This window comes from Nocardioides sp. P86 (assembly GCF_023712465.1).
Classification (GTDB): domain Bacteria; phylum Actinomycetota; class Actinomycetes; order Propionibacteriales; family Nocardioidaceae; genus Nocardioides; species Nocardioides kribbensis.
Window position 1 is genome coordinate 380355 of record NZ_JAMAYE010000002.1, and the last position, 20545, is coordinate 400899.

General features: G+C 72.8%; 19 protein-coding genes, 1 other RNA gene and 1 pseudogene. 11 read left to right on the plus strand and 10 right to left on the minus strand.

Annotated elements, in window-relative coordinates:
- Positions 1 to 17 precede the first annotated feature (17 nt).
- Positions 18 to 1358 carry a glutamine synthetase family protein gene (locus tag M3673_RS09350; protein ID WP_056864289.1) on the minus strand — a complete coding sequence of 447 codons (1341 nt, stop codon included), beginning with the start codon at positions 1356 to 1358 and terminating at the stop codon, positions 18 to 20.
- A gap of 58 nt (positions 1359 to 1416) precedes the next feature.
- Entirely contained in the window at positions 1417 to 1884 is a 468-nt protein-coding gene (locus M3673_RS09355) for a hypothetical protein (RefSeq protein ID WP_251533158.1), read from the minus strand.
- 140 nt (positions 1885 to 2024) lie between these two features.
- Here M3673_RS09355 and M3673_RS09360 point away from each other — a divergent pair, with 140 nt between their 5' ends.
- Together M3673_RS09360 and M3673_RS09365 are read left to right on the plus strand one after the other, a co-directional pair.
- On the plus strand, positions 2025 to 2771 hold the full coding sequence (locus M3673_RS09360) for a response regulator transcription factor (RefSeq protein ID WP_251533160.1): 747 nt from the start codon (positions 2025 to 2027) through the stop codon (positions 2769 to 2771).
- Positions 2772 to 2775: 4 nt separating this feature from the next.
- Entirely contained in the window at positions 2776 to 4113 is a 1338-nt protein-coding gene (locus M3673_RS09365) for a HAMP domain-containing sensor histidine kinase (RefSeq protein WP_251533162.1), read from the plus strand.
- A 112-nt stretch (positions 4114 to 4225) separates the two neighbouring features.
- On the opposite strand, the gene M3673_RS09370 is transcribed toward M3673_RS09365, so the two are convergent.
- The 4 genes from M3673_RS09370 to galE form a co-directional block, all read right to left on the minus strand.
- Positions 4226 to 4603, minus strand: a complete 378-nt coding sequence (locus M3673_RS09370) for a hypothetical protein (RefSeq protein WP_056864285.1) — start codon at positions 4601 to 4603, stop codon at positions 4226 to 4228.
- Positions 4604 to 4717: 114 nt separating this feature from the next.
- Positions 4718 to 5089 carry a hypothetical protein gene (locus tag M3673_RS09375; RefSeq protein WP_056864284.1) on the minus strand — a complete coding sequence of 124 codons (372 nt, stop codon included), beginning with the start codon at positions 5087 to 5089 and terminating at the stop codon, positions 4718 to 4720.
- Positions 5090 to 5214: 125 nt separating this feature from the next.
- A complete protein-coding gene (locus M3673_RS09380; protein WP_251533169.1) occupies positions 5215 to 7263 on the minus strand; it encodes an NAD(+) synthase in 2049 nt (682 codons plus the stop codon).
- A gap of 41 nt (positions 7264 to 7304) precedes the next feature.
- Positions 7305 to 8336 carry a UDP-glucose 4-epimerase GalE gene (gene galE, locus M3673_RS09385; RefSeq protein WP_056864283.1) on the minus strand — a complete coding sequence of 344 codons (1032 nt, stop codon included), beginning with the start codon at positions 8334 to 8336 and terminating at the stop codon, positions 7305 to 7307.
- A 62-nt stretch (positions 8337 to 8398) separates the two neighbouring features.
- Between galE and M3673_RS09390 the strand changes: the two genes are divergently transcribed.
- The 4 genes from M3673_RS09390 (at position 8399) to M3673_RS09405 (ending at position 13076) form a co-directional block, all read left to right on the plus strand.
- Positions 8399 to 8935 carry a VOC family protein gene (locus M3673_RS09390; protein ID WP_251533172.1) on the plus strand — a complete coding sequence of 179 codons (537 nt, stop codon included), beginning with the start codon at positions 8399 to 8401 and terminating at the stop codon, positions 8933 to 8935.
- A 132-nt stretch (positions 8936 to 9067) separates the two neighbouring features.
- Entirely contained in the window at positions 9068 to 9991 is a 924-nt protein-coding gene (gene panB, locus M3673_RS09395; RefSeq protein WP_285839312.1) for a 3-methyl-2-oxobutanoate hydroxymethyltransferase, read from the plus strand.
- Positions 9992 to 10361: 370 nt separating this feature from the next.
- The gene (locus tag M3673_RS09400; protein ID WP_251533173.1) at positions 10362 to 11648 is read left to right on the plus strand and encodes a PQQ-dependent sugar dehydrogenase; all 1287 of its coding nucleotides are present in this window, start codon (positions 10362 to 10364) and stop codon (positions 11646 to 11648) included.
- 114 nt (positions 11649 to 11762) lie between these two features.
- Positions 11763 to 13076: a hemolysin family protein gene (locus M3673_RS09405; RefSeq protein ID WP_251533175.1), complete on the plus strand. Its 1314-nt coding sequence runs from the start codon at positions 11763 to 11765 to the stop codon at positions 13074 to 13076.
- Between the two features lie 23 nt (positions 13077 to 13099).
- On the opposite strand, the gene M3673_RS09410 is transcribed toward M3673_RS09405, so the two are convergent.
- Both M3673_RS09410 and M3673_RS09415 read right to left on the minus strand, forming a co-directional pair.
- Positions 13100 to 13411 carry a hypothetical protein gene (locus M3673_RS09410; RefSeq protein ID WP_251533177.1) on the minus strand — a complete coding sequence of 104 codons (312 nt, stop codon included), beginning with the start codon at positions 13409 to 13411 and terminating at the stop codon, positions 13100 to 13102.
- A 2-nt stretch (positions 13412 to 13413) separates the two neighbouring features.
- Positions 13414 to 13629 carry a hypothetical protein gene (locus M3673_RS09415; protein ID WP_193660974.1) on the minus strand — a complete coding sequence of 72 codons (216 nt, stop codon included), beginning with the start codon at positions 13627 to 13629 and terminating at the stop codon, positions 13414 to 13416.
- A 25-nt stretch (positions 13630 to 13654) separates the two neighbouring features.
- Here M3673_RS09415 and map point away from each other — a divergent pair, with 25 nt between their 5' ends.
- Positions 13655 to 14518, plus strand: a complete 864-nt coding sequence (gene map, locus M3673_RS09420; RefSeq protein WP_251533179.1) for a type I methionyl aminopeptidase — start codon at positions 13655 to 13657, stop codon at positions 14516 to 14518.
- On the opposite strand, the gene M3673_RS09425 is transcribed toward map, so the two are convergent.
- On the minus strand, positions 14444 to 15445 hold the full coding sequence (locus M3673_RS09425) for an EamA family transporter (protein WP_251533181.1): 1002 nt from the start codon (positions 15443 to 15445) through the stop codon (positions 14444 to 14446). The two genes, map and M3673_RS09425, sit on opposite strands and share 75 nt — an antisense overlap.
- A gap of 109 nt (positions 15446 to 15554) precedes the next feature.
- On the opposite strand from M3673_RS09425, the gene M3673_RS09430 reads away from it, so the two are divergent.
- Complete coding sequence (locus M3673_RS09430) at positions 15555 to 16607, plus strand: LysR family transcriptional regulator (protein ID WP_251533183.1); 1053 nt, start codon at positions 15555 to 15557, stop codon at positions 16605 to 16607.
- Between the two features lie 35 nt (positions 16608 to 16642).
- Here the strand turns inward: M3673_RS09430 and M3673_RS09435 are convergent, their stop codons facing one another.
- The gene (locus tag M3673_RS09435; RefSeq protein WP_082502852.1) at positions 16643 to 17080 is read right to left on the minus strand and encodes a tetratricopeptide repeat protein; all 438 of its coding nucleotides are present in this window, start codon (positions 17078 to 17080) and stop codon (positions 16643 to 16645) included.
- A 28-nt stretch (positions 17081 to 17108) separates the two neighbouring features.
- Here M3673_RS09435 and rnpB point away from each other — a divergent pair.
- From rnpB to M3673_RS09450, 3 genes and pseudogenes are all read left to right on the plus strand, one after another.
- Positions 17109 to 17507, plus strand: an RNA gene (gene rnpB, locus M3673_RS09440) — RNase P RNA component class A.
- A gap of 199 nt (positions 17508 to 17706) precedes the next feature.
- Positions 17707 to 18866 (plus strand): annotated as a pseudogene (locus M3673_RS09445) (IS3 family transposase).
- 229 nt (positions 18867 to 19095) lie between these two features.
- Positions 19096 to 20538, plus strand: a complete 1443-nt coding sequence (locus M3673_RS09450) for a hypothetical protein (protein WP_251533185.1) — start codon at positions 19096 to 19098, stop codon at positions 20536 to 20538.
- Positions 20539 to 20545: the final 7 nt, after the last annotated feature.

Sequence of the window (20545 nt, forward strand, 5' to 3'; positions counted from 1 at the left end):
TGACGGTCGGGCCGGGCTCAGATGACCGGCAGCATCCGGTCGCGCTCGAAGGCCGAGACCTGGCCGCGGTACTCGTCCCACTCGGCGCGCTTGTTGCGCAGGAAGAAGTCGAAGACGCTCTCGCCGAGGGTGTCGGCCAGCAGCTCGGAGTCCTCGGCGATGGTGATCGCGTCGTTGAGGTTCTTCGGCAGCGGGGCGATGCCCAGGCTGGTGCGCTCGCGCTCGGTGAGCGACCAGACGTCGTCCTCGGCCTCGCGGGGCAGCTCGTAGTCGTGCTCGATGCCCTTCATGCCGGCGGCCAGCACCACGGCGTAGGCGAGGTAGGGGTTGCAGGCGGCGTCGATGGTGCGCAGCTCGATGCGGGTCGACTGGCCCTTGTTGGGCTTGTACATCGGCACCCGGATCATCGCCGAGCGGTTGTTGTGGCCCCAGCAGATGTAGGAGGGGGCCTCGCCGCCGAACATCATCCGCTTGTAGGAGTTGACCCACTGGTTGGTGATCACGGAGATCTCGGGTGCGTGGCGCAGGATGCCGGCGATGAACTGGCGTCCGGTGCGCGAGAGGGAGTACTGCGAGCCGGCCTCGTAGAAGGCGTTCTCGTCGCCCTCGAAGAGCGAGACGTGGGTGTGCATGCCCGAGCCGGGGTGGGTCGTGTAGGGCTTGGGCATGAAGCTGGCCCAGATGCCCTGGCTTAGCGCCACCTCCCGGATCACGGTGCGGAAGGTCATGATGTTGTCGGCGGTGGAGAGCGCGTCGGCGTAGCGCAGGTCGATCTCCTGCTGGCCGGGGCCGGCCTCGTGGTGGCTGAACTCCACCGAGATGCCCATCGACTCCAGCATCGTGATCGCCTCGCGGCGGAAGTCGGCGCCCTCGGACTGCGCGGTGTGGTCGAAGTAGCCGCTGCGGTCCACCGGCACCGGCTCCTCGCCGCGACCGGGCATGTCCTTGAAGAGGTAGAACTCGATCTCGGGGTGGGTGTAGAAGGTGAAGCCCTTCTCGGCCGCCTTCGACAGGGTCCGCTTGAGCACGAAGCGCGGGTCGGCGTACGACGGGGAGTCGTCGGGCATGAGGATGTCGCAGAACATCCGCGCCGTGGCCGGGCCGTCGCCGCTGCGCCACGGCAGGATCTGGAAGGTCGACGGGTCGGGCTTGGCCAGCATGTCGGCCTCGTAGACGCGGGCGAAGCCCTCGATGGCCGAGCCGTCGAAGCCGATGCCCTCGCTGAAGGCGCCCTCGAGCTCGGCCGGCGCGACCGCGACCGACTTCAGCGAGCCCAGCACGTCGGTGAACCACAACCGCACGAAGCGGACGTCGCGCTCCTCGAGCGCCCGGAGTACGAAGTCCTCTTGCTTGCCCATGCGGCGCAGCCTAGTGCCGCCGCGGGGCTCCGAGCAGGTGGGGCTCGGCAGGCGGTGCTCAGCCCGCGTCGGCCTGCGACGGGAGGGTCTTGCGCTCGATCTCGGCCACCGTCGGCACGCCGGCGTTGCAGAAGACCTCGACCTCGATGGAGCGGGCGCCGCTGGTGAAGATCGCGTCGACGTCGTCGTCGGGACCGGTCTCGTAGCTCACCGTCGTCCACCCCCGGGCCGGGCGGGGCTCGACGCCGATGGCGGTGAACCCCTGGCACTCCACCACGAAGCCGCCGAACTCGTCGCGCACGACCGTGCGGATGCTCTCGCCCTGCGGGTCGTAGGGGGCGTCGTCGTCCTGCTCGGCGTTGCGGATCAGCTCGTTGCTGCCCAGGGGGCCGCGGCCGCGGATGCTGTCGCCCAGCGAGGTCACCGCGAGCACACCGATGGTCACGGCGAGCGCTGCGGCCAGGCCCCAGGCGAGGGCGTAGCCCACCACCCGGCGCCAGTCGCCGTGCTCGGTCCGCGTGTCCACACCCCCATGGTCCCGGATGCCGCCCCGTCCTGTCCCCAGCGGCACCCCAAGCCGGGGTTAAGGCCACGCTAAGACGCCGCGGCGACCACGGTCCGGCGGGGTGAGCGTCGAGGGCGGTGCGATGGCCTAGGTTCGGCGGTGTGGCGCAGGTGCTGATCATCGAGGACGACGCGCGCATCCGCCCGCTGCTGATGCGCTCGCTGGGCGAGCGCGGCTACGCCGTCTCCTCCGCGCCCACCGGCATGCAGGGCCTCAGCATGGCCGTGGAGACCCGCCCCGACCTGGTGATCCTCGACCTCGGGCTGCCCGACGTCGACGGCACGCAGGTGCTCTCGATGCTGCGCTCGGTCAGCGACGTGCCGGTGATCGTGGCCAGCGCCCGCGACGACGACCCCACGCTGGTGAGCTGCCTCGACGCCGGTGCCGACGACTACGTCGTCAAGCCCTACACGACCGCCCAGCTCGAGGCCCGCATCCGCGCGGTCATGCGACGCGTCGGCTCCGGGGCGCGGGCGCCGCGCACGTCGCTCGTGGTCGGCGGGCTGGAGATCGACGTCGCGGCCCGTCGCACGACCCTCGACGGCACCCCGGTCGACCTGAGCCCGCGCGAGTTCGACCTGCTGCGCCACCTCGCCGAGCGCGAGGGCGAGGTGGTCACCAAGAAGGAGCTCCTCACCGACGTGTGGAACCAGGCCTGGGGCGGCTCCGACAAGACCGTCGACGTGCACCTGTCGTGGCTGCGCCGCAAGCTCGGCGAGTCGGCCTCGCAGCCGCGCTACCTCCACACCGTGCGCGGCGTCGGGGTGCGCCTCGCCGCCCCCGAGGTCACGCCCCGGGCCGTGACCGGCACCGACCCCGGCACCGGCACCGACCCCGGCGACGTCTGAGCCGATGCGCCGGAGCCTGACCCTCACCGTCGCCGCCGCGGTGTCGATGGTGCTGCTCGCCATGCTCGTGCCGATGGGTCTGCTGCTGCGCAGCTACGCCCTCGAGGACCGGCTCTCCCGCGCCGCGCTGGAGGTGCAGGCCACCGAGACGGTCGTCGCGGGGCAGGACCCGGGCGCCGTGAGCGTCTACCTCGGCCTCGTCAACCGCGGCACCGGCACCACCACGACCGTGTTCTACCCACCCGACGCCGACCACCCCCAGGGCTACTCCGTGCCCGAGTCGGGCGCGGCCACACGACGGGTCGTGGCCACGAGGAACACCGGTCTGGCCCGCGTCGACGACGTCGCGGGCGGTGCGGAGTTCCTGGTGCCGGTCTCGCTCAGCGGCAACACCGCCGCCCCCGGCAACACCCCGGTCATCCGGGTCCGCGTCGAGGCCCCCGGCCTGGAGTCGGGCATCCTGCGCATCTACCTCGCGCTGGTGGCCCTCGGGCTGGTCCTGCTGCTGGCCGCCCTCGCCCTGGCCGACCGGATCGGGCGCGGCTTCGTGCAGCCCGTCCGCGCGCTCGCGGCGTACGCCGGGCAGCTGGGCGACCGCCGGCGGCCCGACCCGGTGACCCCGAGCGGGCCGCTCGAGGTGCGCGAGCTCGCGGGCGCGATGAACCGGCTGGTCGGTCGCATCGAGGTGCTGCTCGCCCGCGAGCGAGACTCGGTCGCCGACGTGTCGCACCGGCTGCGCACGCCGATGACGGCGCTGCGCCTGCGCGTCGACTCCCTGACCGACCCCGGCGACCGCGAGCGGCTCGGCGCCGACCTCGACGAGCTCGACGCCACCGTCGACCACGTGGTGCGCGAGGCCCGCCGCTCGCAGCGCGAGGGCCTGGTGCCCGAGGCCGACGCGGTCGCGGTGGTCACCGAACGCACCGACTTCTGGGAGGCGCTGGCCGAGGACCAGGGCCGCGCCCTCGTGCTGGTCGTCGACCCCGACCTCGGCGCCGGTGGCGCCGTGCCGGCGCGGGTACGGGCGGCCGAGGAGGACCTGCAGGCGCTGGTGGACGTGCTGCTCGACAACGTCTTCTCCCACACCCCCGACGGCGCCGACCTGCGCGTCGAGCTGGCCCCACGTCCCGGCGGCGGGGTCCTGCTCCTCGTCGACGACGCCGGGAGCGGCTTCCCCGACGGCGTCGACGTCACCGCCCGCGGCACCTCGGGCGCGGGGTCCACGGGCCTGGGGCTGGCCATCGCGGTGCGCACCGCGGAGGAGTCGGGCGGCTCGCTGGCCCTGGAGCGCTCCCCCGCCGGTGGCGGTCGGGTGCGGGTCGAGCTCGGTCCCCCGACCTAGGGCGCACGGACGGCACGAGCGGCGCGGGCAGCACGACGACGGGGCCGCTCCCGGAGGAGCGGCCCCGTCGTGGTGGTGCCGTGCGCGCTGCCCCGCGAGGGGTGCCGTCAGGTCAGAGCGTGACCTTGGTGGAGCAGGTGGGGCTGCCGCCGACGCGGGTGGCGATGAAGCGGAAGGTGTCCTTGCCGGCGGTGTTGGGGCGGGTGCGCTCGACGTCGATGTCGCCCTCGTTGTCGGCGCGGCGGGTGTCCTTGAAGATGACCTTGCCGTCCTGCTTGAGCACGAGCTTCCAGCGGGAGCCGGCCTTGACGTTGTCGAGGTCGCCCTGGATCTCGTACTGGCCGTCGTCGGTCTCGACGTCGAGGGAGAAGCGGCCGTCGCCGCAGACCCCGCCGCGCTCGACGGCGTGGGCGGGAGCCGCCACGAGGGTGGTGGCCGGGACGGCGACGAGGGCGGTGGTGGCGAGCAGGGCGGCGGTGCGCTTGATCATGGTGGGTCCTCCTGGGACGGGTGCTGCAGGGATGGGTGGGTGGGTGGAGCCGGGTGGTGCGGGTGGAGCCGGGTGGTGCGGGTGGAGCCGCGGGGTGCGGGAGGGGCCGTCGCCTCAGTCGAGGTCGACGGTGCAGGCCTCGCCGCCCTGGGGCGTGGCGACGACGCTGAAGACGGCGTCGGCGTCCTCGTCGCCGAGCACGTCGACGTCGAGCTCGGCGTCCTCGTCGGTGGTGCGCTCGCCGGAGAACAGCGCGGTGCCGTCCTGCTCGACGACGACCTCCCAGGCCTCGCCGGCGCTGGCCGACTGGAGCTCGAAGTTCACCTCGAGGTTGTCGTCGTCGTCCTCGGCGCTGAGCTCGTAGGTCGCGTTGCCGCAGGTGCCTCGGGTCTGCAGGTCGGTGCCGCCGCCGAGCATCGCCCAGGCGCCGCCTCCGACGAGCACGACCACGACGACCGTCGCGACGACCAGCAGGGCCTTCTTCATGTCCGTGTCTCCTCGTCTCGTGCTGACGAGGAAGAGACTGTCGCGACCTGCGCTAACCGCGAACCATGGATCCGCTAAGGCGGGGCTAAGGTCGTGGAGTCCTCAACCGGCGCGTCGCGAGCGCTTCAGTGCGGGACGTGCGCCTCGATCTCGGCCAGCCACGCGACGGCCGAGGCGTCGGAGGGCATGCGCCAGTCACCGCGCGGCGACATCGTGCCGCCCGCGCTGACCTTGGGCCCGTTGGGCAGTGCGGAGCGCTTGAACTGACTGGCGAAGAAGCGGGTCACGAAGACCTCCAGCCAGTGCCGCACGGCGGGCAGGTCGTACGCCGCTCGCCGCTCGACCGGGTGCCCGGCGGGCCACTGACCGGCGTCGGCGTCGCGCCAGGCGTGCCACGCGAGGAACGCCACCCGGCTGGGGCGCATGCCCAGGCGCAGCACGTGGTGGAGGGTGAAGTCCTGGAGCGGGTAGGGCCCCACGGTGTCCTCGGTGGCCTGCGGCCGCTCGCCCTCGGTGGTCGGCACGAGCTCGGGGGTGATCTCCTGGAGCACGATCTCGCGCAGCAGGGCGTTGGTCTCCTCGTCGAACTGCTCGCTGTCGGCGACCCACCGGATGAGGTGCTGCACGAGGGTCTTGGGCACCCCGGCGTTGACGTTGTAGTGCGACATCTGGTCGCCGACGCCGTAGGTGCACCAGCCCAGCGCGAGCTCGGAGAGGTCGCCGGTGCCGACGACGATGCCGCGGCGGTGGTTGGCCAGGCGGAAGAGGTAGTCGTAGCGCAGCCCGGCCTGGACGTTCTCGAAGGTCACGTCGTAGGCGGGCGCACCGTCGCTGAAGGGGTGGTCGAGGTCGCGCAGCATCTGCTCGGCGGCCGGGCGGATGTCGAGCTCCTCGAACGTGACGCCGAGGGAGGCGGCCAGCCGGGTGGCGTAGGACTTCGTGACGTCGCCGGTGGCGAAGCCCGGCATGGTGAAGGCGTGGATGTCGCTGCGCGGTCGCCCGAGGCGGTCCATGGCACGCGCGGCCACGATGAGGGCGTGGGTGGAGTCGAGGCCGCCACTGACGCCGATGACCGCCCGGGGCTGGCCAATCGCGGTGAGGCGCTGCTCCAGGCCGAAGACCTGGATGGCGTAGGCCTCGTAGCAGTCCTGCGCGAGGCGCGCGGGGTCGTTGGGCACGAAGGGGAAGCGGTCGACGGCGCGGCGCAGCCCGACGTCGCCGGCGGGCGGGTCGAGGGTGAAGGCGACGGTGCGGAAGGCCTCCACCCGCTCGGCGTGGGTGCGGCGGTTGTCGTCGAACGTGCCCTGGCGCAGCCGCTCCTGGCGCAGCCGGTCGAGGTCGACGTCGGCCACGGTGCGCACGGGGCCCCGGGCGAAGCGCTCGCCCTCGGCCAGCAGGTCGCCGCACTCGTGCACGAGGGTCTGGCCGTCCCAGGACAGGTCGGTGCTCGACTCGCCCTGGCCGGCGGCGGCGTAGACGTAGGCCGCGGAGCAGCGCGCGCTGGCGCTGCGCACCAGCAGGTGGCGGTCCTCGGCACGGGCGACGGTGATCGGGCTGCCGGAGAGGTTGGCCAGGACCGTGGCACCGGCGAGGGCGGCCTCCGCGCTGGGCGGCACGGGCACCCACATGTCCTCGCAGACCTCGACGTGCAGCGTCAGCCCGCGCACGTCCTCGGCGGTGAAGAGCAGGTCGGGTCCGAGCGGCACCTCACGGCCGCCCAGGCGCAGCGTGGCGCCGCGCCGGTCGTCGCCGGGGGCGAAGTGGCGCCGCTCGTAGAACTCCCGGTAGGTCGGCAGGTGCGACTTGGGAGCCACGCCCAGCACCCGGCCGCGGTGGATCACCACGGCGCAGTTGAGCACCCGTGTGCCGTGCACCAGCGGGGCACCGACCACGAGCACCGGCAGCAGGTCGACCGACCCGGCGCGCACGGTCTCGATCGCGTCCTCGACCGCCTCGAGGAGCACGTCCTGCAGCAGGAGGTCCTCGATGGAGTAGCCCGAGAGGCACAGCTCGGGGAAGACGGCCACGGCCACGGCGTCGTCGTGGCAGGCCCGGGCCTGCTCGAGCACCCGCGCGGCGTTGGTCGCCGGGTCGGCGATCGCGACGGGCACCGTGCAGGCCGCGACCCGCGCGAAGCCCTGGGCGTAGGCCGAGTAGAAGTCCACGGCGCCCATCCTAGGGATGGCCGCGCCGGGGACCTCCCCGGCCGGACCGCTCAGCGCCGGGTGCCGTCGGGGAAGCCGTGCGGGTTGCGCGACTGCCAGTACCAGGTGTCGGCGCACATCTCGTCGACGGTGCGGGTGGCCTCCCAGCCCAGCTCCTCGCGGGCCCGGGTGGCGTCGGCCCACATGCGGGGCAGGTCGCCGGGGCGCCGGCCGACCACCTCGTAGGGCAGCTCGCGGCCCACGGCCCGCTCGAAGGCGTGGAAGAGCTCCATCACGCTAGTGCCGTGCCCGGTGCCGAGGTTGAAGGCGCGCGCGGGCTCGGCCATGTCGTCGAGGTGCTCCAGGGCGGCGACGTGGCCGGCGGCGAGGTCCATGACGTGGATGTAGTCGCGCTCGCAGGTGCCGTCGTCGGTGGGGTAGTCGTCGCCGAAGACCGAGAGCCGCTCGCGCCGGCCCACCGCGACCTGGGCGATGAACGGCATGAGGTTGTTGGGGATGCCCTGCGGGTCCTCGCCGAGGTCGCCCGAGGGATGGGCGCCCACGGGGTTGAAGTAGCGCAGCAGCGCCGTGCGCTGGCCCGGGGTCGCGGCCGCGACGTCGGAGAGCACGTGCTCGATCATCACCTTGGAGCGGCCGTAGGGGCTCAGGGCGCTGAGGTCGGCGTAGTCCTCGTGGAAGGGCAGGGGGGCCTTGTCGCCGTAGACGGTGGCCGAGGAGGAGAAGACGAGGCGGTGCACGTCGTGGCGGCGCATGGCCTCGACGAGGGAGAAGGTGGAGTCGAGGTTGTTGCGGTAGTACTCCAGCGGCTTCGCGACGCTCTCCCCCACGGCCTTGAAGCCGGCGAAGTGGATCACCGCGTCGATCTCCTCCACCGCGAAGAGGTGGGAGGTCTTGTCGACGTCGGTGAGGTCGATCGCGTGCAGCGGCACGTGGCGCCCGGAGAGCGCCTCGAGCCGCGCCACCACCGTGGGCTTGCTGTTGGAGAAGTCGTCGACCACCACGACGTCGTGGCCGGCCTCGATGAGGGCCAGGACGGTGTGGGACCCGATGTAGCCGGCACCGCCGGAGACCAAGACGCGCATGGGGAGGAACCTACCGAGCCCGGCACCGATGACTTCCCCGCCCCGCCGTGGTCTCCCCCGGCATGAACACCGACACCGGCACCGGCACCTCCACCGGCCCCACGCCCACCGGCAGCATCACCCCCTGCCTGTGGTTCGACCACGAGCTGGAGGAGGCGGCGTCCTTCTACACCGCGATCTTCCCCCGGTCCTCCGTCGGCCACCTGTCGCGGTACGGCGAGGGCGCCCCGATGCCCGCGGGCACGGTGATGGCCGGCGAGTTCACCCTCGACGGCCTCACCTTCCGCGCGATCAACGGCGGGCCGGTCCACGCCGGGTTCACCCCCACGGTCTCCTTCAGCATCGCCTGCCGCGACCAGGCCGAGGTCGACCACTACTGGGAGCGCCTCGGCGACGGCGGGGAGGAGTCGCGGTGCGGCTGGCTGACCGACCGCTTCGGGCTGTCCTGGCAGGTCGTGCCCGACCGGCTCGGCGAGCTGCTCTCCGACGCCGACCCCGCGCGGGCCGGAGCCGCGATGCAGGCCATGCTCGGCATGCGGCGCATCGTCGTGGCCGAGCTCGAGGCCGCGGCCGACGCGGCCGGCCGGCCCGTCACCTGACGTCGGGCGGCGTCGGTGTGAGCACCACCACCCGCTCGCGCACCTGCCGCACGACCACCTCGCGCCCCTAGCCTGGGAGCAGTCCGTGGACTCCATCCGGGAGCCGCGAGATCGCAGCCGAAGGAGCTCGTCATGAGCACGCCCAGCCCCGGGTCGCCCGACCCGTCCGTGCCGTCGCCCGCCGCGCCCGAGGAGCCCGCGCCCTACGGCACCGGCCCGGCCGCACCCACCGCGCCCACCGCACCCGCCGCACCCGCCCCGGCACGACGCGTGCGCACCCACCACCTGCGCGAGATGAAGCAGCGCGGGGAGCGGATCACGATGCTCACCGCCTACGACCAGTACTCCGCGCAGACCTTCGACGAGGCCGGCATCGACGTCCTGCTCATCGGCGACTCCGCGTCCAACAACGTGCTCGGCAACGAGACCTCGCTGCCGGTCACCGTCGACGAGCTGCTGCCGCTCACCCGCGCCGTGGCCCGCTCGGCGCGGCGGGCGATGGTGCTCGGCGACCTGCCCTTCGGCTCCTACCAGGGCTCGCCGCAGCAGGCCTACGACACCGCCGTGCGCTTCATGAAGGAGGGGGGCGCCCACGCCGTGAAGCTCGAGGGCGGCGCCGAGATGGCGCCCCAGATCGAGCTGCTCACCCGCGGCGGCGTGCCGGTGATGGCCCACATCGGCTTCACGCCGCAGAGCGAGCACACCCTCGGCGGCTACCGCGTGCAGGGCCGCGGCGACACCGCCGCCCGGGTGCTGGCCGACGCGCGGGCGGTCGAGGCCGCCGGCGCCTTCGCGGTGGTCATGGAGATGGTGCCCGGCGACGTCGCCGCAGAGGTCACCCGTGCGCTGGGCATCCCCACGATCGGCATCGGGGCCGGCCCCGGGTGCGACGGCCAGGTGCTGGTGTGGCAGGACGCCCTGGGTCTGCGCACCGGGCGGATGCCGCGCTTCGTCAAGCAGTACGCCGACCTGCACGGCGTCATGCTCGACGCGGCCCGTGCCTACGCCGCCGACGTCAGGGGCGGCACCTTCCCCGGCCCCGAGCACACCTTCTGACGCGACCTCCGGGCAGGACGTCCGGGCAACGCGAGACAGCCCGCGCGCCGCTCCCCCCGGAACGTCGTGCGGGCTGTCCTCGTGTGTCCGACGACGGGGGCGCTGTGGCCCCCCAGCCACGTGGTCCCCCGGGAGCGCGCGACCCTCCGTCGCCTTCTCCGTCGGCAGCCGGTCCGTCCCCCCGGAAGGTCCGGCTGATGGGTAGAACACTACGGACGTCAGGCCCACGGCCGGTCCACGCAGCGGTGACACGACCCCACCGGTTCGGTAACACGACACCCGGCACCGCAGCGCCCGGCGGGCGCTCCTCCACACGACATCCACCGATCGGGTGGATGCCTCCGGGCGGGTCCCGCCGTAGCGTGGCGCCATGGCCCCTCTCGGACTCCGCCGCCCCACCCGCCCCGCCGGCCGTCCCGCCCACCGCGGCAGCCGCCTGAGCGCGTGCTCCGCCGCCGCGCTCGCCGCCGCGCTCCTCGCCCCCGCGGCACCGACCGCCCAGGCGGCACAGGCGACGCCCGACGGCCACGGCCCCACGGACTCCCGCACCGCGGCTCCCGGGAGCACCGCCGACCCTCACACCGACCCCGCCGCCGCCCCCCGGGCCGTGCCGCGGCTGAGGGTGTCGCGGGTGGCCTCCGGTCTCGACCACCCGTGGGACGTGCGCTCCATCGGCGAGGGACGGCTCCTGGTGACCCAGCGCGACCGCGCGGCTCTCACCGTGGTCGAGGACGGCGAGACCCGCGACGTCGACTTCCCCTCCGACCAGGTCTGGGTCTCCGGGGAGACCGGCCTCATGGGTCTCGAGGTCGATCCGCGCTTCGCCGACAACGGCCGCATCTACACCTGCCAGGGCGCCACCACCGCGGGCGGCGGCCACGACGTGCGCGTCGTCGCCTGGACCCTCGACGACGCCGCCACCACCGCGACCCGCGCCAAGGTGCTCCTCAAGGGCCTGCCCGCCTCCTCCGGGCGCCACGGCGGCTGCCGGCTCCTCGTCGCTCGCGACGGGTCGCTGCTCGTCGGCACCGGTGACGCCGCGGTCGGCACGAACCCCCGCGACCTGACCTCGCTGGGCGGCAAGACCCTGCGCCTCGACCGCCGCACGGGGGCCCCGTGGCCGGGCAACCCCTTCCCCCGCGCGAAGGTGCGCAGCAAGCGCTACGTCCACACCTACGGACACCGCAACGTGCAGGGCCTGGCCCAGCGCGCCGACGGCAGCCTGTGGTCGGTGGAGCAGGGCAGCTTCCGCGACGACGAGGTCAACAGGCTCCGCAACGGCGGCGACTACGGCTGGCACCCCGTCCCCGGCTACAACGAGCAGGTGCCGATGACCGACCGGTCGCTGCCCGGCACCCAGGTCGCCGCCCGGTGGCGCTCGGGCCCCTCCACCGTCGCCACCTGCGGTGCGACCTTCGTGCGCGGGAAGCAGTGGGGCGCCCTGCGGGGCGCCCTCGCCGTGGCGGTGCTCAAGGACACCGAGGTGCTCTTCCTGACCTTCGACGCGCGTGGTGACCTGCGCAAGGTCCGCGCCCCCGCGGCGCTGAAGGAGCACGGCCGCATCCGCCAGGTCACCCAGGCGCCGGGCGGCGCGCTGCTGCTGACCACCGACAACGGCGACGGGAACGACGTCGTGCTGCGGGTCACCCCGGCCTGACCGGACCCGGCCCGACCCCGGCCCGCCCCTGGCCCGACCCCGGCCGCACCCGGGTCACCCCTTGGGGCGATCAGGCACGCTCGGCACCACCTCGCCCCCGCACCAGGAGACCCGGTGGACCAACAGACCCTGATCAACGCAGCCCTCGTGCTGGCCTTCGTGCTCGTCGGCGGGGTGTTCGCCGGCACGGAGATCGCGCTGGTCTCCCTGCGCGAGAGCCAGGTCAGCGACTTCGAGAAGCGCGGCGGGCGCGCCGGACGCGTCGCCCACGTCGCGCGCCAGCCCAACCGCTTCCTCGCCGCCGTGCAGATCGGCGTGACCGTGGCTGGCTTCTTCTCTGCCGCCTACGGCGCCTCGACGCTCGCGCCCGACTTCGCGCCGTTCCTCGTCAGCGCGGGCCTGCCCGAGGCGGCGGCCGACACCGCCGCGCTGGTCCTGCTCACCCTCGTCGTGGCCTACGTCAGCCTCGTGCTGGGCGAGCTGGTGCCCAAGCGCATCGCGCTGCAGCGCTCCGCCGGCGTCGCCCTGGTCGTCGGGCCGCCGCTCGACCGCTTCGCCAACCTCATGCGCCCGGTGATCTGGTTGCTCTCGAAGTCGACCGACGCCGTGGTGCGCCTGGTCGGCGGTGACCCCCACGCGGCCTCGGAGGAGATGAGCGAGGACGAGCTGCGCTACATGGTCGACCAGCACGAGGGCCTCGGCGAGAGCGAGCGCCAGATCCTCGTCGACGTCTTCGACGCCGGCGACCGCACGCTGGTGGAGGTGATGCGACCCCGCGCCGACGTGACGGTGCTGCGCGTCGAGGACACCGTGGCCCAGGCCTTCGCCACGATCCGCGACAACCCCTTCTCCCGCTACCCCGTCATCGGGCGCGACGTCGACGACGTCCGCGGCTTCGTGCACGTGCGCGACCTCTTCGGCGCCGACCCCGACGACCCCACCGACACCGTCGAGCAGCACCTGCGCGCCGTGACCCACCTGCCCGGCACCAACCGGGTGCTGCCCACCCTGACCTGGATGCGCAAGCAGCGGGCCCACCTCGCGGTCGTCGTCGACGAGTACGGCGGCACCGACGGCATCGTCACCCTCGAGGACCTGGTCGAGGAGCTGGTCGGCGAGATCGACGACGAGTACGACGACCCCGCGACCCACCAGCGCACCTCCGACGACGGCGAGGTCGACGCCGCGCTGACCATCGAGGAGTTCGCGGCCCAGACCGGCGTGGAGCTGGCCGACGGTCCCTACGAGACGGCCGCGGGCTACGTGCTGCACCGCCTCGGGCGCATCCCGGACGTCGGCGACGACCTCGCCGTCGGTGAGCACACCCTCGTCGTCACCGGCCGCGAGGGCGCGCGGCTGACCCGGCTGTCGGTGAAGCAGGTCGAGCCCGACCCGGGGGCGGGCACGGCGACCACGGCCGACGCCTGAGCCCGGGGCGGCCCCGACGGGGGCTAGTCCGCCCAGCCCCACCAGGCCGCGCCGGCGACGACCGTCGCGAAGAGCACCACGAAGCCGACCACCGGCACCCACGGCACCCAGGTGGGGTGCAGGCTCCACCAGGCCGCGGCCACCAGCAGCAGGAGGGCCCAGAAGGCCAGCAGCAGGGCCTGGCCCCACCACGGCGTGACCGGGCCGCTCGCGGCGTACAGGAAGAAGACCGCGGCCATGCCGGCCATGCCGACGAAGGGCCACGGGGAGGCGGCGTCCTCGCGGCGCGGCGGGCGACCGGGCCGGCCCCGCCCCCCGCCCCAGCCGCAGGCCACCGTCAGCGGGGGTCCCCGCCGGCGGCGGGGGCGTCGTCGTTCCAGTCCGGGTCGCTGTCCCAGTCCTCGTTGCGCTGGGCGGCCTTCTCCAGGGCACGCTCGGCCTCGGCCCGCGTGGCGTAGGGGCCGAGCCGGTCCTTACTGGGGCTCAGGTCCTCGGTGGTCTCCACCCGGTGGAGCTTGACGTTGAACCAGTACTCGCCGTCGCTGTCAGCCATGGGGGCGAAACTACACTTCACGCCCGTGACCCCTCCCGCAGCCGCCCCCGTGACCCCGGCCGCCGTCAGCCCGCGCCGCCCGGTGCCCGCCCACATCGCGCGCCCCGAGTACGTCGACCGCCCCGCCCCCGCGCCCTTCGAGGGCAGCGAGGTCAAGGACGCCGAGACCATCGAGCGCATGCGCGCGGCCTGCCGCCTGGCCGCCCAGGCCCGCGAGACCGTCGGCGCGGCGGTGCGGCCCGGGGTCACCACCGACGAGCTCGACCGCCTCGGCCACGAGTTCCTGTGCGACCACGGCGCCTACCCCTCCACGCTCGGCTACCGCGGCTTCCCCAAGTCGCTGTGCTCCAGCGTCAACGAGGTCGTCTGCCACGGCATCCCCGACAGCCGCGTGGTCGAGGACGGCGACATCGTCAACATCGACATCACCGCCTACCTCGACGGCGTGCACGGCGACACCAACGCCACCTTCCTAGCCGGCGACGTCGACGAGGAGTCGCGGCTGCTGGTCGAGCGCACCCGCGAGGCGCTCGACCGGGCGGTCAAGGCGGTCAAGCCCGGCCGACGGCTCAACGTCATCGGCCGGGTGATCGAGACCTACGCCCGTCGCTTCGACTACGGCGTGGTCCGCGAGTTCACCGGCCACGGCATCGGCACCCACTTCCACTCCGGGCTCGTGGTGCCGCACTACGACGACCCGCACTACGACGACGTCATCAACGTCGGCATGACCTTCACCATCGAGCCCATGCTCAACCTCGGCACCCACGAGTGGACCATGTGGGACGACGGCTGGACGGTGGCGACCAAGGACCTACGGCGCTCGGCGCAGTTCGAGCACACCCTCCTCGTCACCGCCGACGGCGCCGAGGTCCTCACCCACCCCTGAGCCCGCCCCCGCCGCCGCACGCGACCCCCGGCGCCGGCGCCACGCGTGGGGCAGCAGCACACCCCCCACCACGAGCACCCCGCCGAGCACCTCGGCCAGCGCGGGGTTCTCCCCCAGCACCAGCCACGCGGTCGTGATGCCGGTGACCGGCACCAGCATCGAGAAGGGCGCGACCGCGCTCGAGGGGTTGCGCCGCAGCAGCAGCGTCCACAGCCCGCTGCCGACCAGGGTGCCGACGACCACGGTGTAGAGCAGGCCCAGGTTGGCCGCGGCCGCTTCGGGCGCGGCGCCCGGACCCACGGCGGAGCCGAGCGACGCGAGGATCCGGTCCGGCCCCTCGACCAGGAGCGAGAGCGCCAGCATCGGCAGCGGCGGCACGACCGTCATCCACAGCATGAGCGCGAAGGGCGAGGCGCCCGCCGGCCCGGCCTGGGCCTGGGCCTGACGCGAGGCGATGTTGCCCAGGGCCCAGCCCAGCGCCCCCAGCAGCACCAGCACCGTCGGCAGCAGCGAGACCGTCAGGCCACGGTAGGCCGCGATCACCAGCAGCCCGGTCAGGGCCACCGCGATGCCCACCCAGGTCGCGCGGGAGGGGCGCTCGCCCAGGCACGCCGCCGCGATCAGCACCGTGAAGGGCGCGGATGCCTGGAGCACCAGCGAGGACAGCCCGACCGGCATGCCGGCGGCCATGCCGGCGTAGAGGAACACGAACTGGAGCACGCCGAAGCCCACGCCGTAGCCGACCAGCCAGCGCGCGGGCACCTGCGGGCGCCGCACCAGCAGCAGCGTGGGCACCGCGATCACGGCGAAGCGCAGCGCGACCAGGAACATCGGCGGGTAGTGCTCCAGGGAGGCGTGGATGGCCAGGAAGTTCACCCCCCAGCAGACCGAGACGAGCACGGCGAGCAGGGCGTCGCGGCGGGTCACCGGCGGTCCACCCGGCGCGGGACGTGCGTGAGGGTCATGCACCCAGCCTGGGGCCTCCCACCGTGAAGATCCATGTCATCGTGCTGCAGCCACTGCGTAGTCTTCCTTCATGGACGTCCCGACCGGGCAGGCCCCGCCCCCGCGCCACCTCGACGTCCGGCGGCTGGGGCTGCTGCGCGACCTCGAGCGGCTCGGCACCGTCACCGCGGTGGCCCGGCGCGCCCACCTGACCCCCACGGCGGTCTCCCAGCAGCTCAAGACCCTGGAGCGCGAGGCCGGCGCCAGCCTGCTGCGCCGGGTCGGTCGCCGCGTCGAGCTCACCGACGCCGGCCGGGTGCTCTGCGACGCCGCGGGCGAGGTCGAGCAGGCGCTCGAGCGCGTGCAGGCCCGGTGGGACGACTACCACGGCGAGGTGCGGGGCACCGTGCGGCTCAGCGTCTTCCCCACCGCCGCGCAGGGTCTGCTCCCCCACCTGCTCACCGCCCTCGCCCGCCACCCCGGTCTGGAGCTGGAGGTGGTCGAGGCCGACCTCCACGGCGACGAGTACGCCGCGCGCACCGACCTCGCCGACGTCGTCCTGGCCCACCGCGCGTCGGTCGACGGCGCGTGGTCGGGCGCGGTGTCGCAGGCCCTGTGGCGACGGCGCGGCGTGCGGGTGGTCGACCTGGTCGAGGAGCCGCTCGACGTGGGTGTGCCGCCCGGTCACCCCCTGGCCGGCACCACCCGGCCGGTCGAGGTCGAGGACCTGCGCGCCGAGACCTGGATCGGGGTGCCGGCGGGCTGGCCCTTCGACCGGGCGCTGCTGGCGTGGTTCGCCGCCGCGGGCGCGCCGGCGCCGCAGGTGACGCACCGCTTCGCCGACCTGCGCACCCAGCAGGCGCTCGTGGGCGCCGGGCACGGCCTCGCCCTGCTGCCGCGCCACGCCGCCCGCCTGGGTGACACGGGCCCGGGAGCCGGCTCGGGGGCGGGCAGGCCGGTGCTGCTGCCCACCGCCGCGCCCGTGCAGACCCGGCGCATCGCCGCGCTCGCCCGCGCCGACCAGGCCGAGCGGGCCGCGGTGCGGGTGGTGCTGGAGGCGCTGCGCGAGGTGGCGCCGCGCTACTCCGGGCACGCCGCGGTCGCGACGGCCCCGACGTCCCGCGGCGACCGCGAGGGCGGCTGACCCACCCCGGGCCCCGAGGCCGGGTCAGGTCAGGGTCAGGTCAGGTCGTCGAAGGACCGCTCGCCGGCCTCGGCGAGGCGCCGCTCGACGCGCAGCACCGCGACCTCGTGCTCGGGGTCGCCCGACATGGCCGCGGCCAGCCGCAGGTGGGGCAGGGCGTCGGCGAGGCGGCTCTGGCGCTCGAGGGCGCGCCCCAGCGCGTGGCGCGCCCACAGGTCGTCGGGCTTCTCCTCCACCAGGCCGGCCAGCTCGGCCTCGGCCTTCGTCAGCTGGGCGCGCAGCAGGTACGCCCAGGCGCGCAGGGTCCGCAGCCCCGAGCTGGTCGGGTCGAGGGCGAGCGCGGGCTCGAGCACGGCGAGCGCCTCGGCCGGTGCGCGGCGCACGAGCAGGTCGTGGGCGACGCGGTAGGCCGACTCCGCGCCGGTCTGGCCGGGGAACACGAGGGGCGGGGGCACCAGGTCGTCGGAGGACACGCCCCCACGGTACGTTCTCTCCTGCGGACGGGCTGGCCGGGCGACCGCGTCGTCTCCCCTGGGAGGCGCCGAGGAAGGTCCGGGCTCCACAGGGCGTGGTGGTGGGTAACGCCCACCCGGGGTGACCCGCGGGACAGTGCCACAGAGAACAGACCGCCGCCGAGGGCTCCGGCCCGAGGCGGTAAGGGTGAAACGGTGGTGCAAGAGACCACCAGCGCCCCGGGCGACCGGGGCGGCTAGGCAAACCCCACCTGGAGCAAGGTCAAGAAGTGCGGAGCCGCGAGGCCCCGCACGCGTGCACGTCTGAGGGTGACCCGCCCGAGTGCACGGGTAGACCGCTGGAGGCTGTCGGCAACGGCAGTCGTAGATGGATGGTCGCCGCCGGCGCGAGCCGGCACAGAACCCGGCCTACAGGCCAGCCCGTCCGCAAAACACGGCTGACCTTCGGAAACGCGATCACGACACCGCTGTAGTCCGCACATAGTCCGCAAGAGAAGTACTCTTGCATCTTCAACTATCGACGCGATCGGGTCTGCTGCACGATCAGGTGACAGGTTGACCTGCCCCACCAGAAAGGTTCCAGTTCCTGTGGCTAAGTGACTGCCTTCACCGGAAGGCTGAACACCGTGCCCCGTGCCTACCCGCCCGAGTTCCGTGCCCAAGCCATCGCGCTCGTCCGTGCGGGCAAACCGCAGAAGCAGACCGCCCAGGAGCTCGACATTCATTCCGTCACGCTCTCCAAGTGGGTCAAGCAGGACCGCGTCGACCGCGGTGAGACTCCCGGAGTCAGCACCACCGAGTCGGCCGAGCTGCGTGCGGCTCGCCGACGCATCCGCGAGCTTGAGACCGAGTTGGTCATCGTCCGGCAGGCGGCGAAGTTCCTGGGCGAGGACAAGCCCCGCCCAAAAGGCTCTACCCGGTGATCGACCGACTCGTCGACGCTGGGGTCCCGGCCGATCGCTGCTGCCGGGTCCTGGGAGTGGCTCGGCAGAACTACTAGAAGCAGAAGCGCATCCCGATCACCCCGACACAGCTGCGGCGCCAATGGCTCACAGGGCTCATCGGTGAAGTGCACGTCGCCTCCCGAGGCACCTACGGCTACCGGCGCGTGCACGCCGAACTCACCATGGGGATGGGCATCACCGTGTGCGAGCGCACCGTCTGGTTGCTCATGAACTAGGCCGGCATCTACGGCCTACCGGGCCCTACCCGGGTCAAGCGGCTCCGCGGCGTCGTCACTGCCGACGACCTGGTGAACCGGAAGTTCCACCGGCTCCGTCCCAACGAGCTGTGGGTCACTGACATCACGCAACACCGAACGAGGGAAGGGTGGATCTACTGTGCCGCGGTCCTCGATGCCTACAGCCGCCGCATCGTGGGCTGGTCGATCGACTCCAAACAGGACGCCACGCTCGTGGTCAACGCCCCCGACATGGCGATCCGCAATCGTCGCCCCGAACCTGGAGGGATCGTCCACGCCGACCACGGGACCCAGTTCACCTCCTGGGTCTTCGGCGAGAAGATCCGCTCCGCCGGCTTGCTGCCATCCTTCGGCACCGTCGGCGTCGGTCTCGACAACGCCATGATGGAGAGCTTCTGGTCCTCGCTGCAGATCGAGCTCCTCAACCGCCGACGATGGAAGACCCGGGTCGAGCTCGCCAACGCGATCTTCGAGTACATCGAAATCTTCCACAACCGCCGCCGACGCCACTCCGCACTCGGCTATCGCACTCCGATCGAGTACGAACTACTGTCCGAAACCGACACCATCACCGCAGCCAGTTAGTCACCGCGACTGGAACCCAAACGGTGGGGCAGGTCAAGATGTCACCTATCCGTGCAGCAGACCCTAGAAACGACGGGAACGATTGATCTGCTGAGCGTTGGCGGCTTCGGATCACCAACCGGAGCCATCGCAACGGACGCCGCCACGAGTAAGGTCGACTCAGCCCAAACCGGGCGGCGCGGGTCATGTTCAGCGGACGACCCGCGACTGAGCCGATACGGTCCGAGGCGTGCATGGACAGGATCAGCCGTACTTCCTGCCGGCGGAGTCGTACGACGAGGCAACGGCCCGCGTCTACGCCTTGGCGGGTGGCGCACCCGCCGAGGACTCACCCGGCGGATCGCGCGGCGTGCGTGGCGCACTCGCGGTGCTTGCCGAAGCGCTCGGCGTAGAAGAAGATCCATCATGGACCAGCGCGATGACAGCGGAACGCGCGGCCCAGCGCCTCGACATTGTCTGGGAGCCGACCTACGTCGTTAAGACGAGCGTCAATCTCGACGGCTTGAATGCGCTCCTCGACGCGGCCTCGGACGCCTACTCCGCGGGCTCGCTCAAGCGGGTCACTGCGCGTTCTGCGCCTGGCCTTGACGGCGCGGAGTGGGCAACGTTCAACCCAGCTCGCTCGAAGATCGAAGCCGTGACGCGCCTCGCCGCGCTGACGGGAGCACCCCGCGAATGGCTTGGCCCCGGCTCTAAGGAGCACAAGAGCGCCCTGCAGAACCTTGCCGGCAACCTCTTCCCGAGCGATGAGCGCATTGACACCAGCAGCAAGCATCGGCTCGGAGCGACCCTCGCCGAGGTGCTGAACGCCCCCTGGTCCAAGGACTTCACAGCCACCGGCCAGACCATCAAGCTCACTGGGCTGAACGCGATCCTCGCCGGGGCCGAGCGGCACCTCGGCCGTCTCGGCGAGGTGGTCTCCGACGCCCTGACCACCCCTGAGGCAGAGGGTGACGCACTTGCGGCCGCGCTCCTCGCGGCGCTCCCGGTTCACTGGGACGCCAAGCAGGCTGTGCGTTGGCTGGCCGAGAACGACCTTCGTGGCTCTAACGATCTCGAGTGGCAGGGCTTCTATGGCGAGGAGAAGGCCAAGGCGATCCTGAACGCTTCCTTCACTCCGAACGTGCCTGGACCACGGCGCGCCTATGGCTCGACTGCCTTCGACTACGCACTTTCGTGGGTGTGGGACATCAAGGTCCACACGTCGATTCAAACCATCGGGCCAGTCAACAAGCGCGCGAGCGACGTCATGCTGCTCAATGACGAGCGTGCCGTCCGCGATTGCGTCGACGAGCAGGGCCTAGGGTTCCTCGTCGTGAGCGGCGACGCCGTCATGGATCACAACGGGGAGTTCAAGGTTTGGCACGACACGTGGAAGGCGAAGCGCTCGGGCAGGGCGTCAGCCCCGTCCAACTCAGGCAGCAGCCGAGTTCGGAAATCTGCGTTCAATCCACTACACGTGGATGCGTACTGGGTTCCCGACACACTGGCCCTCGGATCCGCCATCCTGTCGGGGCAGCTGACGCCGAGGGCCCAGGGACGTCAGGCACCCCGAGTCGCGGGCGGCGTCGGTGCGCCACGTCCACCAAAGTTCGAGATGAACACGGCCAAGGCGGGCACAGGGATACGCGTTGCGTCCTACACGTGGCCGAAAGGCAGGGGGTCCAGGTAGCCGATCC